The sequence below is a fragment of the Rathayibacter sp. AY1F2 genome (assembly GCF_002930885.1).
Taxonomy (GTDB): domain Bacteria; phylum Actinomycetota; class Actinomycetes; order Actinomycetales; family Microbacteriaceae; genus Rathayibacter.
In genome coordinates this window covers 46,338-60,654 of sequence record NZ_PSVG01000005.1, presented here as the reverse complement: position 1 = coordinate 60,654, position 14,317 = coordinate 46,338, and the positions used below count along the sequence as shown (strand labels likewise).

The window sequence follows — 14,317 nt, the reverse complement described above, 5'->3', positions numbered from 1 at the left end:
AGCCTCAGCGACGTACGATGAGCCTCGCAGCGCCGCACGCCCCCGGGCAGCAGCGCTCCCCGCAGCCCTGGAGGGACCCCCTGATCGAGACCATCGAGCCCGCCGACGGCGCCGAGGCCGACAGCGCTCTCGTGGCCCGGCTCGGCCGCCGCTTCGCCGCAGGGGAGGAGGCGGCGCTCGCCGAGGCGTACTCGCGCTGGTCGCCGCTGGTCTTCACGCTGGCGCTGCGCTCGCTCGGCGACCGCGGCGACGCGGAGGACGTGGTGCAGCGCGTGTTCGTCTCGGCCTGGACCTCGCGCTCGGGCTTCGACCCCGGACGGGCGGCTCTCGGAGCCTGGCTGGTCGGGATCTCCCGGAGGAGGATCGCGGACGCGCACGAGGCGCGGGCGCGCGAGCGGAGGCTCACCGAGGCCCTCGTCGCCGTCACGCCGGTCGAGGAGGGGGAGGCCCCCGTCGACATCGAGGCGCGGATCCTGATCGCCGACGAGCTGGCCCGCCTGGATCCCGTCCCCCGGCGGGTGATCGGCCTCGCCTTCTACGAGGACCTCACCCACACCGAGATCGCCGAGCGCACCGGCCTGCCGCTCGGTACCGTCAAGAGCCACATCCGCCGCAGCCTCGACCGGCTCCGCTCCCGCCTGGAGGTGAGCAGCACATGACCCACCTCGATCCCGACGAGCTCGCCCTGCTCGCCCTCGGCGAGCACTCGAGCGACGCCGAGCAGGCCCACCTGCGCGACTGCCCCGACTGCGCCCGGCAGCTGGTCGAGCTCGGCCACGCCGCGGGCCTGGGCCGTGCGAGCCGTGCTGTCGAGCTGGAGGCGCCGCCCGCGATCGTCTGGGACCGCATCCGCGAGGAGCTCGCCCTCGGCGACCTCGGGCCCGGCGCCCTGCCGTCGTCGGCCGCTGCCGTGCCGCCTCCGCTCGCCCTTCCCCCGGGACGGCACCGTCCCGCCCGCCGCCGCCGGCCCCGCGCTCTGAGCGCCGTGCTGGCCGCTCTCGGCGCGCTCGTCATCGGGGTCGCGGGCGGAGCCTGGTGGCAGGCCTCGCGGAGCGACGACACCGCCGCCGTCGTGGCGCGCGCTGATCTCGCCGCTCTCCCCGACTGGCAGGGAGCGAGCGGAACCGCCGAGCTGGAGGACGCCGACGGCACCCGCCGCCTGCACGTGCACCTCGATGCGCAGAGCGCGGACGACTCGTACCGGGAGGTCTGGCTCCTCGCCGCCGACGCCTCCGGGCTGGTCGGGCTCGGCGTGCTCGACGGGACCGACGGCGTCTTCGCCGTGCCCGACGACGTCGACCTCGCCGAGTACCCGCTCGTGGACGTCTCCCAGGAGCCGTTCGACGACGACCCGGAGCACTCCGGCGACTCGATCGTCCGCGGCCCCCTGCGCGAGGGCTGAGGCCTAGGCCGACCGCTCCGCCAGCACGGCCGTGAGCGCCTGCACCGCGGCGGAGGGGCGCGGCGCCGTGCAGACCGAGAGCTCCCAGACCAGCCCCGGCCAGTCGAGCGCGAGGGCCGTGACGCCCTCCAGCGGCTCGACGCCCGCGCGCGGCACGATCGCCGGCCCCAGCCCCGCCTGCACGAAGCGGGGGATCCCCGGCAGATCGGCGACCTCGGTGGCCACCCGGCGCGACGCCCCGGCTTCGCGGAAGGCGAGGTCGACGGCGACCCTGTTGCCGAAGCCGGCGGGCGTGTCCACGAAGGTGAGCCCGTCGAGGTCCTGCGGGGAGGGCGGTCCCGCCGCGGCGAGCGGATGCGCGCTCTCCACCAGCAGGACGTAGTCGCTGCGCACCAGCCGCGTCACCGCCAGGCCCCGCAGCTGCGTCGCCGGCAGTGCCAGCAGAGCGGCGTCGAGCAGGCCGCGGCGCAGGTCCTCGGCGAGACCGGTGGAGCCGGTGGTCGAGGTGCGCAGGAGCAGGTCCACCAGCGGGTGCCGAGTGCGGAAGACGCCGAGCGCGCCGGGCAGGTCGACGAGGTCGAGGGCGGAGAAGGTGCCCACCCGCACCCGCCCGCGGAGCCCCGCCGCGTCGTCGGCCGCGAGCGAGCGCATCCGGTCGAGGCTGTCGATCGCCGATCGGGCCGAGGGCAGGAGCGCCTCGCCGACCGCGGTGAGCGCCACCCGCCGGGTCGAGCGGGCGAACAGCGGCGAGCCGAGCTCCTGCTCGAGCGAGCGGATGCTCGCCGAGAGGGTCGACTGCACGACGAACAGGCGCGCGGCCGCCCGGGTGAAGCTGAGCTCCTCGGCGACGGCGACGAAGGCGGCGAGCTGGCGGTCGTCCATGCGCACATTATCCAACAGGGACGATCAATCCAACCGAGATCCTCCGTTGGACACGGATGATGGGGCGGAGCACTGTGGACACTGTGACCACCACCGAGCGCTCCCTCCCGTCCGTCCATCGCCGCGAGCTCCCGCACCGTCACGGCTTCTGGGTGATCGCCGTCGCCTTCCTCACGGTGATGGCGTTCTCGACCGTGCCGACACCGCTCTACGCGATCTACCAGCAGCGCGACGGGTTCCCGGCCTTCGTCGTCACCGTGGTCTTCGCCGCGTACGCGGTCGGAGTCGTGGCGAGCCTCTTCCTCGCCGGGCACGTCAGCGACTGGCTCGGCCGCCGCCGGATCCTGCTCGCGTCGATCCTCGTCGAGGTCCTGGCGGCCGCCGTGTTCCTGCTCTGGCCGGACGTGCCCGGGCTGATCCTCGCCCGCCTGCTGACCGGGCTCGGCGTCGGCGCGCTCACCGCGACGGCCACCGCCCACCTCTCGGAGCTGCGCGCCGTCGCCCGCCCGGAGGAGGGCCCCGGCACCTCCCGCGCCGTCTCCGCCCTCGTGAACATGGGCGGGCTGGCGCTCGGCCCGCTCGTCGGCGGGGTGTTCGCCGTGACGGTGCGCGAGCCTCTGGTCGTCCCGTACGCCGTGTTCCTCGTCCTCCTGGTCGTCCTCGGGATCGGTGTCGCGCTCGTCCCCGAGACGGTCGAGCGGCGCGAGGTCCTCCCGGCCTACCGTCCGCAGCGCCTGGCCGTGCCGGCCGCCTCCCGCGGCGTCTTCCTCTCGGCCGCGGTCGGCGCGTTCGCCGGGTTCGCCGTATTCGGCCTCTTCACCTCGCTGGCGCCGACCTTCCTCGCCGGGCGCTTCGGCGAGACCTCCCACCTCGAGGCGGGCGCGATCTCCTTCGGGGTCTTCGCCGCCGGAGCCGTCGCGCAGCTGGTCTCGATCCGGCTGTCCTCGCGGACGGCGCTCCGCCTCGCGGCCGTGGCGCTGACGGCCGGGCTGCTGCTGGTCGCGACCGGCGCCGTGATCGTCTCGGTGTCCGCCTTCATCATCGGCGGGGTGCTCGCGGGAGCGGGCGTGGGCCTGCTCTTCCGCCTGGCGCTCGGAGTCGCCGGCTCGCTCGCCACCGACGAGACCCGCGGCGAGGTGCTCGCGGCCGTGTTCCTCGCCGCCTACCTCGGCCTCGCGGTGCCGGTCCTGGCGATCGGTGCCGCGCTCGCGCTCCTGCCGGCCGTCCCGGTCCTGCTCGGCTTCGTCGCCGTCGTGCTCGTCCTGGTGCTCGCGGCGATCGCCCGGATGCGGCGCACCGCCTGACGCGAGCGGGGGGAGGGGCCGCGAGCTGGACAATGGAGGCATGAAGCTCTTCCCGTTCGGACGCGGCGACGCGAACCCCCTCCCCTCCGACGACCGCGGCTCGGGCAAGCTCGACGACTACGACTACGAGCTGCGCCCGAAGTCGCGGCGCGGCGACACCCTCCTCCGCCTCGCCGACTCCCGGCCGCACCAGGACGAGATCGCGCGGGTGCTCGCCCTCGGCGAGGACGAGGTCACGGCCGTGATCCCGCGCCGCACCGCGGAGGAGGAGCGCGTGGACGCTCCGATGCCGGTCCGCCTGTTCGCGGCCCAGCGCCCCTCGGGGCTCGTCGGCCAGGTGCCGCGCGGTCTCGAGAACGTGGTCGAGGCCGCCCTCGCCCGGCTCTCGGAGGCGGGGAGGTCGCCCCGCGTGCCGGCCCGCATCGTGACGGTGAGGGGCGGGCTGCGCGTCGAGCTGCTGATGCACGAGACGCGGGGCTGACGGGCGGAGGGCCGGCCGGGTCGGCGCGGTCCATGGAGGAACCGCACCGCGGCTGATAGCATGAACCGGTTCCGAATCCGAAAGCGACCGCCGGTCGACCCAGGATTCGAGCCACGGAGCAGGCCGGCAGGAAGCTGGTCCTCGGTGGTGGAGTCCCGGACAGCGGCAGCGTGCGACAGAGCACGGGCCGCCGCGGCACGAGTCGCAGGCGGCACGTCCCGCTCGCGGCACAGGTCGCGACAGCCCGGAGCTCTTCTACTGGTGGCCAGCACGAACGCCCTCCACACGACGGCACGGCGCGAAGCCCTGCCGTGGGATCGTCTCGATTCCTGACCGGACCGCTGCTCCGACGAACGCCGGCGCCCAGAAGGGGCGCCGCTGCAGACGTTAAGGAGACAGACCTCTTGGAAGGTCCTGAAATCACATTCGCCGAAGCCGTTCTCGACAACGGCTCGTACGGTACCCGCACCGTCCGCTTCGAGACCGGCCGCCTCGCGCAGCAGGCTCAGGGCGCCGTCGCCGCCTACCTCGACGAGGACACCATGCTCCTGTCGGCCACGTCGGCCTCGAAGAACCCGAAGGACAACTTCGACTTCTTCCCGCTGACCGTCGACGTCGAGGAGCGCTCCTACGCCGCCGGCAAGATCCCCGGCTCGTTCTTCCGCCGCGAGGGCCGCCCCTCCACCGAGGCGATCCTGGTCTGCCGTCTGATCGACCGGCCGCTGCGCCCCTCGTTCGTCGAGGGCCTGCGCAACGAGGTCCAGATCGTCATCACGGTCCTCAGCATCGCGCCGGACGAGTTCTACGACGCCCTCGCGATCAACGCCGCGAGCGCGTCCACGCAGATCTCCGGCCTGCCGTTCTCCGGCCCGGTCGCCGGCGTCCGCCTGGCGCTCATGTCCGACGGCTCCGGCAACGACCAGTGGGTCGCCTTCCCCAAGGCCTCCCAGCTGGAGAACGCCGTCTTCGACCTCACCGTCGCGGGCCGCGTCGTCACCAACGAGGACGGCTCCTCGGACGTCGCCATCATGATGGTCGAGGCCGAGGCCACGGAGTCCTCCTGGAACCTCATCAAGGCGGGTGCGACCAAGCCCAGCGAGGACGTCGTCGCCGAGGGCCTCGAGGCCGCCAAGCCCTTCCTCCGCGCACTCGTCGAGGCGCAGGCGAAGCTCGCCGCCGAGACCGCGAAGCCGGTCAAGGACTACCCGGTGTTCCTGCCCTACGCGCAGGAGACCTACGACAACGTCGCCGAGCTCAGCTACGACGAGCTCGTCCGCGTGTACCAGATCGCCGACAAGGTCGAGCGGCAGGACGCCGACGACGCCCTCAAGGCGCGCGTCAAGGAGCAGATCGCCGAGCGCATCGCGTCGGGTCAGCTGTCGGCCGAGGCCTACAACCAGGTCGGAGCGGCGTACAAGTCCGTCACGAAGGTGGTCGTCCGCGGCCGCATCCTCCGCGACGGCGTGCGCATCGACGGACGCGGCCTGGCCGACATCCGCCCGCTCGACGCCGAGGTGCAGGTCATCCCGCGCGTCCACGGCTCGGCCATCTTCCAGCGCGGCGAGACCCAGATCCTGGGCGTCACCACGCTGAACATGCTCAAGATGGAGCAGCAGATCGACTCGCTGTCGCCCGTCACCAAGAAGCGGTACCTGCACCACTACAACTTCCCGCCCTACTCGACCGGTGAGACCGGCCGCGTCGGATCGCCGAAGCGTCGCGAGATCGGGCACGGCTTCCTCGCCGAGCGCGCCCTCGTGCCGGTGCTGCCGAGCCGCGAGGAGTTCCCCTACGCGATCCGCCAGGTCTCCGAGGCGCTGAGCTCCAACGGCTCGACCTCGATGGGCTCGGTCTGCGCGTCGACCCTGTCGCTCCTCAACGCCGGAGTGCCGCTGCGCGCCCCGGTCGCGGGCATCGCGATGGGCCTCGTGTCCGACGTCGTCGACGGCCAGACCCGCTACGCGGCGCTGACCGACATCCTGGGCGCCGAGGACGCGCTCGGCGACATGGACTTCAAGGTCGCCGGAACCGCCGAGTTCGTCACGGCCATCCAGCTCGACACGAAGCTCGACGGCATCCCGTCGTCGGTGCTCGACGCCGCGCTCAAGCAGGCCAAGGACGCCCGCACCACGATCCTCGCGGTGCTCACGGCGGCCATCGACCAGCCCGACGAGATGGCCCCGACCGCGCCCCGCGTGATCTCGGTGCAGATCCCCGTCGACAAGATCGGCGAGCTGATCGGCCCCAAGGGCAAGACGATCAACGCGATCCAGGACGAGACCGGCGCCGACATCTCCATCGAGGAGGACGGCACCGTCTACATCGGAGCCGTCGACGGCCCGTCGGCCGAGGCCGCGCGTGCGCAGGTCAACGCCATCGCGAACCCGACCAACCCCGAGGTCGGCGAGCAGTTCCTCGGAACCGTCGTCAAGCTCGCGACGTTCGGCGCGTTCGTCTCGCTCCTCCCCGGCAAGGACGGACTGCTGCACATCAGCGAGGTCCGCAAGCTCGCCGGCGGCAAGCGCGTCGAGAACGTCGAGGACGTCCTCGGAGTCGGTCAGAAGCTGCTCGTCCAGATCACCAAGATCGACGACCGCGGCAAGCTGTCCCTCGCGCCCGTCGTGGCCGAGGAGGCCGAGGCAGAGGCTCCCGCCGAGAGCTGATCCCTCCTGCACGACCGTGACGCCCGTCCCACTCCGGTGGGGCGGGCGTCCGTCGTCGGCGGGGGCATGGGGTACGGTGGCGGGACCGCGCCGCACCGCCCCGACCGGAGGACTCCGTGACCGACCCGACGCCCCTGGCCACCGAGCCGGAGACGCCCCTCCTCTCACGCACCCTGGGTCGGACCGGCCTCCCCGTGCATCCGCTCGCCCTCGACGGCTCCGTCTTCGGCTGGGCCGCCGGGATCGACGACACCACCGAGGTGCTCGACGCGTTCGGCCGTCTCGGCGGCACCCTGATCTCGACCGCGGACCACTACGCGACCGGTCGGAGCGAGTACATGATCGGCCGCTGGCTCGAGCAGAGCGGGCTGCGCGAGCGGATGCTGGTCGCGACGAAGGTCGGCCGGCACCCGGACGCGCCGGGCCTCGCCCCGGAGGACGTCCGCATCGCGATCGAGGGGAGCCTCGAGCGGCTCGGCACCCGGATCGACCTGCTCTCGTTCGACAGCGAGGACCCCGGGATCCCCATCGCCGACAGCCTGGCGGCGGTCGCGCCGTTCCTGGCGGACGGCTCGGTCGGCGCCCTGGGCGCCGCGCACTTCAGCGGAGCCGCGATCACGGCGCTGCACGAGACGGCGACCGCGTTCGCGCTGCCGTCGCTCTCGGCCGTCGTGTCGGAGTACAGCCTGATGGAGCGCCGGACCTACGAGACCGACGTCGCCCCCGAGGTGGTGCGGCTCGAGCTCGGCACCCTCGCGCGGCTGCCCCTGGCGAGCGGCTACCTCACCGGCGCCCTGCGCAGCCGCACGGACGAGCCGGAGTCGGCCCTGTTCGAGGCGGGCCTGGACTACGTCGGCCGCCACGGCTCCCGCGTGCTCGCGGCCCTCGACGAGATCGCCGGGGCCCACGGCACGGAGCCCGGCGTGGTCGCGCTCGCCTGGGTGCTCTCGCACCAGGAGGTCTCGGCGGCGATCGTCCGGGCGCGGAACGCCGCGGAGCTCGAGTCGCTGTTCGCGGCGGCCGCGCTCCCGCTGACCCGCAGCGACGTCGCTCAACTGGACCGCGTCTCCGCCTGAGGCCGTCGCCCGCTGGTCCACCGCCGTCGGGCGCCGCGCCCCGCGCCGTGCTCGGAGCGGGGCGCGGCGAGGTTCAGCGGCGCAGGATGCGCGCCTCCCACGGGCCGAGCGTCGACCCGGTCGCACCGGCGACGTTGCCGAGGACCGTCTCGGCAGCCGCCCACTCCTCGAGCAGCGGCACCTCGAGCGGCTCACCGGACACGTTCCCGACGACGAGCAGCTCGCCCGGTCCGGTGCGCGTGAAGGCGAAGAGCGCGGGGTGCTCGGGCTCCAGCAGCGCGAAGCGGCCCAGCTGCACCGTCTCGTCGGCGTGCCGCAGCGCGATCAGCGCCCGGTAGTACTCGAAGACCGACCGCTCGGCGGCCCGATCGGCGGCGACGTTCACCTCGGCGGCGTTCGGGTTGACCGCGATCCACGGCTCGCCGGTCGTGAAGCCGGCCTGGAGGCCGTCGTCCCACTGCACCGGCGTGCGGGCGTTGTCGCGGCTCTGCGCGCGCAGCCCGGCGAGCACGGTCGCCGGGTCCTCGCCGCGCTCGCCGACAGCCTCGGCCCAGTAGTTCAGGGACTCGACGTCGCGGAAGTCCTCGATGCCGGCGAACGGGACGTTCGTCATCCCGATCTCGTCGCCCTGGTAGATGTACGGCGTGCCGCGCTGGAGGTGGAGGAGCGTCGCCCAGAGGGTCGCGGACTCGTAGCGGTGCGCGCCGTCGTCCCCGAAGCGCGAGACGAGACGCGGCTGGTCGTGGTTGCCGAGGTACAGGCTGTTCCAGCCGCGCTCGGCCAGGCCGTCCTGCCAGCGCGCGAGGTTGGCCTTCAAGGCGACCAGGTCCAGCGGCACCGGGTGGAACTTGTCGACTCCGTGGTCGATGCCGACGTGCTCGAACTGGAAGACCATGTCGAGCTCACGCCGCTCGGGATCGGTCACCAGCACCGCCTCCTCGAGGGTGACCCCGGGCATCTCGCCGACGGTGAGGAAGGAGCCCTCGCGGTGCGCGAACACGGCCTCGTGCATCTCGCGGAGGTACTCGTGGAGCCGCGGACCCACCCCTCCGACGATGCCCGCGCCGCCCTGCTCGCCGTCGACGGCTCCGACGTCCTTCGAGACGAGGTTGATCACGTCCATCCGGAAGCCGTCCACTCCGCGGTCGAGCCAGCGGTTCATCATCGCGTGCACCGCGTGCCGCACCTCGGGGTTCTCCCAGTTGAGGTCCGGCTGCTGCACCGCGAAGAGGTGGAGGAAGTACTCGTCCGTCGCCGGGTCGAGCGTCCAGGCCGGGCCGGAGAAGTAGGAGCGCCAGCCGTTCGGCTCGGCGACGTCGAGGCCGGCGCCGGCGGCCGCCTCGAGCTCGCGGCCGGGCTCGGCCGAGCGGCGCCCGCGGCGCCACCAGTACCAGTCGCGCTTCGGGTCCTCCTGCGAGGAGCGGGACTCGACGAACCAGGCGTGCTCGTCGCTCGTGTGGTTGACCACGAGGTCCATCACGATGCGGATGCCGCGCTCGTGGGCCTCCGCGAGGAGCAGGTCGAACTCCTCCAGCGTGCCGAACCGCGGGTCGATGTCCTCGTAGTCCGAGATGTCGTAGCCGTTGTCGTGCTGCGGCGACGGGTAGACCGGCGAGAGCCAGATCACGTCGACCCCCAGGTCGGCGAGGTGGTCGAGCTTCGAGCGGATGCCGCCCAGGTCGCCGATGCCGTCGCCGTTCGAGTCCGCGAACGAGCGCGGGTAGATCTGGTAGACGACGGCGCTCGTCCACCAGGGCGCTGACGTCTCCCGCTCGGGGGAGTCGGAGGTCGGGGCGGCGGTCTCGGAGGGGGTCGGGGCGGCGGAGTCCATGGTCGCGAATCTAGCCCGGACGGCCGACACGGAGGGGCCCGCCGCACCGCTCGCCGGCGCGAGTCGACCCCGCCGGCGGCGCCCGTGTAACGATCTGGTGAACCGTGCGCGACCCGGCGGAGTGGCGGCTCCGGCGCTCGGATACTCTCTCCCCTGGCGGGACCCGAGCCGCCGCAGGGAGAGTGGTGGCGTGCCCAGGGACAGGACCGGCGCCGTCGTGCGGGCTCCCCGTCACAGTGCCGTCCCGCTCCCGCCCGCGGTCTCCCGCGCAGCCGCCTCGAGCGGCGTCCTCGCCGAGACCGGCCCCGTCGAGCCGACCGCCGTCGCACCCTCGCGCCGCCGGCCGATGGGCGACTCCGGCCACGACCTCTTCCCCTTCGTGCTCGACGCGGCGGCCCTCGGCCGCGACGACGGTGCCGCGCTGCTCGAGCGCTACGCGGCGTGGGGCGGCAACGGCGTCGTCGTCACCGACTCGAGCCTCGCGGAGGGCGTCGGCGGCTGGCCCGCCGGACACCGCGACCGGGACCGCTTCCTCCTGATCGGCCGCTTCGCCGCTCCGGTCGGCGCGCCCGCGACGCCGCGTGCGCTGGTGGACCGTGTCGAGGGGGCGCTGCGCCGCCTCCGCACCGACCGCCTCGATGTGCTGGCGGTCCGCCCCGACGGGGCCGGACGCCTCGACGAGCTCCTCAGCGCCGTCGACGTGCTGCTGGCGCGCGGGCTGGTGCGGTCGGTGGTCGCCTCCGGGTTCTCCCCGGAGGAGCTGTTCGAGGCGCGCGTCCTGGCCGCCCACGGGCTGCCCCGCCTCGCCGGCGCGGAGGTCCGCTGGAACCTGCTCGAGCGGCCCGGCTCGGAGGGCGATCTCGGCCTCGTCGCCGCCGGCCAGGGACTCGCCCTGCTCGCGACCGTCCCCCTCGCCCACGGGTTCCTCCGCGGCGCCGAGCGCACCCGCCGCGAGCTCGGCCGCCTGCCCGACGGGGCACTCGCCGCCGCCCACCTCGGGCGCCGCGGACGCCGGGTCCTCGCCGTCCTCGACGCGATCGGTGCCGAGCTCTCGGCCGCTCCCGCCGCCGTCGCCCTGGCCTGGCTGCTCGGCCGGCCGCGGCTGACCGCCGCGACGGTCGCCCCGCGCTCACCCGCCGACGTGGACGCGCTGGTGCGCGCGGTCTCGCTCGAGCTCGACCCCGGACACCTGGCCGCGCTGGAGCGCGCGCGCCGCTGACCGCGCCCGTCCGCGACGCCCCCTGCACCTCTCCCGCCACGGCGCGACAGCCCGGCTCGGGCCGCCGTCGCGGTGGCCTAGGGTGGGCACGATGAATCACGGAGTCGCACTGCCCCTCGACCAGCCGGAGACGTCAGTCCGGGCCGCAGGCGGATCCACGGTCCGCCGCTCCGTCCTCCCGAGCGGTGTCCGCATCCTCAGCGAATCGGTGCCCGGCGCCCGCAGCGCCACGATCGGCTTCTGGGTCGCCGCGGGTTCTCGCGACGAGCGGCCCGGCCGCCCCGCGACCGCGGGCGAGCCCGCCGTGCCCTCCAACGTCGGCTCGACGCACTTCCTCGAGCACCTGCTGTTCAAGGGCACGCAGAAGCGGTCCGCCCTCGACATCGCCGTGTCCTTCGACTCCGTGGGCGGGGAGCACAACGCTCTCACCGCCAAGGAGTACACCTGCTACTACGCCAAGATCCAGGACCGCGACCTCCCGATGGCGGTCGAGGTGATCGCCGACATGGTGACCTCGAGCCTGATCGATCCGGACGAGTTCGAGACCGAGCGCGGGGTCATTCTCGAGGAGCTGGCGATGGCGGACGACGATCCGGCCGACGTGGCGGGCGAGAAGCTGTTCGAGGCCGTGTTCGGCGACCACCCGCTGGGCCGCCCGATCGGGGGCACCGCCGCGACCATCGGCGAGGCCACCCGGGACGCGGTCTGGGCGCACTACCGCGCCGCCTACCGCCCGCGAGACGTGGTGATCACCGTCGCCGGCGCCGTCGACCACGAGGCGCTCGTCGCGCTGCTCCAGCGGGTCCTCGTCGCCGACGGCTGGGACCTCGGCACGGCGGCCCCGCCCGTCGAGCGGCGCGTCGGCGGCCGTGCGTCCTACACCCGCGGCAGCGCCCTGTCGGTGGTGCACCGCCCCACCGAGCAGGCGAACCTGCTGGTCGGCTTCCCCGGTCTCGCCGCGGGCGACGAGCGGCGAATGACGATGGGCGTCCTCAACTCGATCCTCGGCGGCGGCATGTCCTCGCGGCTGTTCCAGGAGGTGCGCGAGAAGCGCGGCCTGGCCTACTCCGTCTACTCCTTCGCCCCGTCCTACTCGGACGCGGGCCTCTTCGGGCTCTACGCCGCGTGCACCCCGGCGAAGGCGGGGACGGTCGCCGAGCTCCTGCTCACCGAGTTCCACCGCCTCGCCGAGGACGGCGTCACCGACGACGAGCTCGCGCGCGCCCGCGGCCAGCTCTCGGGAGCGGCGGCGCTCGCGCTGGAGGACTCCGACACCCGGATGTCGCGCCTCGGACGCGCCGAGCTGACCTTCGGCGAGTTCGTCGACCTCGACGAGAGCCTGCGCCGACTCGCCCTCGTCGGCGCGGAGGACGTCCAGGCACTCGCGGCAGACTTGGCCCGGGGGCCGTCGTCGATCTCGGCCGTCGGCGCGGTCGACGAGTCGGCCTTCGCCGGGATCGCCGGGATCGAGAGCGCCTCCGCGATCTGATCCGATCGTCGAACGCCCGCTGACCGCGCACCGCCGCGCCGCACCAGGGAGGACCCCGTGTCCCACTACATCTACCTCGTCCGCCACGGCGAGCAGCAGGACGCCGAGCACGGCATGCCGGACGGCCCGCTCTCGGCCCGTGGTGAGCGCCAGGCGAGGCTCATCGCCGAGCGGCTCGGCGGAGTCCCCTTCACCGGAGCGTGGCACTCCCCGCTGCGCCGGGCCGAGGAGACGGCCGCACGCTTCCAGACGCTTCTGCCGAGCCTGCCGCTCCAGCCGTCCTCGCTGCTGTTCGACTGCATCCCCTCGGGGCCGACCCCGGACATGCCCAAGGCGTTCGAGCCCTTCTTCGGCAGCGTCACCGCGGCCGAGATCGAGGCGGGGCACGCGCAGATGCAGGACGCGGTGGCCGAGTTCCTGGCGCCGTCGCGCGAGGACCGCCACGACCTCCTCATCACCCACAACTTCGTGATCGGCTGGTTCGTCCGCCACGTGTTCGACGCTCCCGACTGGCGGTGGCTGGGCCTCAACCAGGCCAACTGCGGGCTGACGATCATCCGCGTCCGCTCCCGCAAGCCGCCGGTGCTCGTCGTGCACAACGACCTCTCGCACCTGCCCGTGGAGCTGCGCACCGGCCTGCCCGAGGCCCAGCCGTACTGAGCCGCGGGCTACGCTGAGTCGGTGACTACCTCCGTCGCCGTGGTCGGCGCGTCCGGCCGACTCGGCTCGTTCACCTGCTCGCTCATCGAGGCGTCGAGCGAGTTCTCGCTCGTCGCGCGGCTCGGCTCGCGGAGCGATCCCGCCGAGATGCTCGCGGCCGACGTCGTCGTCGACATGACCGTGCCGGCCGTCAGCCAGCAGATCGTCGACTTCGCCGTGGCCAACGGGAGGAAGGTGCTCGTCGGCACCTCCGGCTGGACCGGCGAGCGGATCGCGGCCCTCCGGCGCAGCGTCGCCGAGCAGCCCGAGGCCGGCGTCGTGATCATCCCCAACTTCTCGCTGGGCTCGGTGCTCGCGACCGCGCTGGCCACCGTGGCCGCGCGGTTCTTCGACGCCGCCGAGATCGTTGAGACCCACGGCGCCCGCAAGGTCGACTCGCCCTCCGGGACCGCGGTCCGCACGGCCGAGCTGCTGCTGCGCGCCCGGGCCGAGCTCGGTCCGGTGCAGGCTCCGCACACCGACCAGCGGGCCCGCGGCCAGCAGGTCGCGAGCGTCCCGGTCCACAGCCTCCGCCTGCCCGGAGTGGAGGCGCGCCAGGAGGTCGTCTTCGGCGGCACCGGCGAGACGGTCACCATCCGGCACGACACCACCTCGCAGGCCTCCTACGAGCAGGGCGTCCTGCGCGCTCTCGACGCGGTCCGGACGACCACGGGCGTGGTGGTGGGCCTCGACGCGCTGATCGACCTGCGCGCCGCCTTCGACGCCGCGCCTCTCGCCGAGCGGCCGGTCGACGAGCAGCCCGTCATCGACCGGGCTCCGTCCGGCCAGGCCGCCGCAGCGACGAGCACCCCGTGAGGACCCGCGTCGGTGTCGTCCTGATGGCGGTCCTGCTCGCCCTCTACCTGTTCGTCTGCCTGCAGTACTCCGTCGTCGCCTTCGCCGCGGCGACGGTGCCCGGCATCGTGATGGGCGTCGGCCTGCTGATCCTCGGCGCCGTCGGCGTCTGGGGGCTCGTGCGCGAGCTGCTGTTCGGGCTCCGCGCCGAGAAGCTGGCCCGTCGGCTGGAGGGCGAGAACGCGCTGCCGCAGGAGGTCCTCGACTCGCGGGCCAGCGGGCGTCCGCTCCGGGAGGAGGCGGACGCGCTGTTCCCGCAGTACGCGGAGGAGGTCGATGCGCAGCCCGGGAGCTGGCGCGCCTGGTACCGTCTCGGCCTCGCCTACGACGCCAGCGGCGACCGCAAGCGCGCCCGAGGCGCCATCCGCCGGGCCATCGCGCTGGAGCACGAGGCTCCGGCCTGACCGCTCGGCCGC

The 14,317-nt window shown here is 73.8% G+C and carries 13 protein-coding genes; 11 read left to right on the top strand and 2 right to left on the bottom strand.

What is annotated here, in order from left to right; translation table 11 throughout:
* Positions 1 to 17 precede the first annotated feature (17 nt).
* Entirely contained in the window at positions 18 to 659 is a 642-nt protein-coding gene (locus C5C54_RS05800; protein ID WP_104260618.1) for an RNA polymerase sigma factor, read from the top strand.
* The gene (locus C5C54_RS05795) at positions 656 to 1,402 is read left to right on the top strand and encodes an anti-sigma factor (RefSeq protein ID WP_104239041.1); all 747 of its coding nucleotides are present in this window, start codon (positions 656 to 658) and stop codon (positions 1,400 to 1,402) included. Before C5C54_RS05800 ends, C5C54_RS05795 begins: the two co-directional genes overlap by 4 nt.
* Positions 1,403 to 1,405: 3 nt before the next feature.
* Here the strand turns inward: C5C54_RS05795 and C5C54_RS05790 are convergent, their stop codons facing one another.
* On the bottom strand, positions 1,406 to 2,284 hold the full coding sequence (locus C5C54_RS05790) for a LysR family transcriptional regulator (RefSeq protein ID WP_104233255.1): 879 nt from the start codon (positions 2,282 to 2,284) through the stop codon (positions 1,406 to 1,408).
* Between the two features lie 83 nt (positions 2,285 to 2,367).
* Between C5C54_RS05790 and C5C54_RS05785 the strand changes: the two genes are divergently transcribed.
* From C5C54_RS05785 to C5C54_RS05770, 4 genes are all read left to right on the top strand, one after another.
* On the top strand, positions 2,368 to 3,588 hold the full coding sequence (locus C5C54_RS05785; RefSeq protein WP_258063234.1) for an MFS transporter: 1,221 nt from the start codon (positions 2,368 to 2,370) through the stop codon (positions 3,586 to 3,588).
* Positions 3,589 to 3,628: 40 nt separating this feature from the next.
* Positions 3,629 to 4,069: a hypothetical protein gene (locus C5C54_RS05780; RefSeq protein ID WP_104226292.1), complete on the top strand. Its 441-nt coding sequence runs from the start codon at positions 3,629 to 3,631 to the stop codon at positions 4,067 to 4,069.
* Positions 4,070 to 4,473: 404 nt separating this feature from the next.
* Positions 4,474 to 6,732, top strand: coding sequence for a polyribonucleotide nucleotidyltransferase (locus tag C5C54_RS05775; protein WP_104226293.1), 2,259 nt, complete (start codon positions 4,474 to 4,476; stop codon positions 6,730 to 6,732).
* Between the two features lie 116 nt (positions 6,733 to 6,848).
* On the top strand, positions 6,849 to 7,808 hold the full coding sequence (locus C5C54_RS05770) for an aldo/keto reductase (protein WP_104260622.1): 960 nt from the start codon (positions 6,849 to 6,851) through the stop codon (positions 7,806 to 7,808).
* 73 nt (positions 7,809 to 7,881) lie between these two features.
* On the opposite strand, the gene C5C54_RS05765 is transcribed toward C5C54_RS05770, so the two are convergent.
* Positions 7,882 to 9,639, bottom strand: a complete 1,758-nt coding sequence (locus C5C54_RS05765) for an alpha-glucosidase (RefSeq protein ID WP_104233260.1) — start codon at positions 9,637 to 9,639, stop codon at positions 7,882 to 7,884.
* A 190-nt stretch (positions 9,640 to 9,829) separates the two neighbouring features.
* Between C5C54_RS05765 and C5C54_RS05760 the strand changes: the two genes are divergently transcribed.
* The 5 genes from C5C54_RS05760 (at position 9,830) to C5C54_RS05740 (ending at position 14,305) form a co-directional block, all read left to right on the top strand.
* Positions 9,830 to 10,858, top strand: a complete 1,029-nt coding sequence (locus C5C54_RS05760) for an aldo/keto reductase (RefSeq protein WP_181065686.1) — start codon at positions 9,830 to 9,832, stop codon at positions 10,856 to 10,858.
* 91 nt (positions 10,859 to 10,949) lie between these two features.
* Positions 10,950 to 12,347 carry a pitrilysin family protein gene (locus C5C54_RS05755; RefSeq protein WP_104224504.1) on the top strand — a complete coding sequence of 466 codons (1,398 nt, stop codon included), beginning with the start codon at positions 10,950 to 10,952 and terminating at the stop codon, positions 12,345 to 12,347.
* Positions 12,348 to 12,404: 57 nt separating this feature from the next.
* Complete coding sequence (locus tag C5C54_RS05750; RefSeq protein WP_104224462.1) at positions 12,405 to 13,007, top strand: histidine phosphatase family protein; 603 nt, start codon at positions 12,405 to 12,407, stop codon at positions 13,005 to 13,007.
* 21 nt (positions 13,008 to 13,028) lie between these two features.
* Positions 13,029 to 13,862 carry a 4-hydroxy-tetrahydrodipicolinate reductase gene (gene dapB / locus C5C54_RS05745; protein WP_104287952.1) on the top strand — a complete coding sequence of 278 codons (834 nt, stop codon included), beginning with the start codon at positions 13,029 to 13,031 and terminating at the stop codon, positions 13,860 to 13,862.
* Complete coding sequence (locus C5C54_RS05740; protein WP_104233263.1) at positions 13,859 to 14,305, top strand: tetratricopeptide repeat protein; 447 nt, start codon at positions 13,859 to 13,861, stop codon at positions 14,303 to 14,305. Before dapB ends, C5C54_RS05740 begins: the two co-directional genes overlap by 4 nt.
* Positions 14,306 to 14,317: the final 12 nt, after the last annotated feature.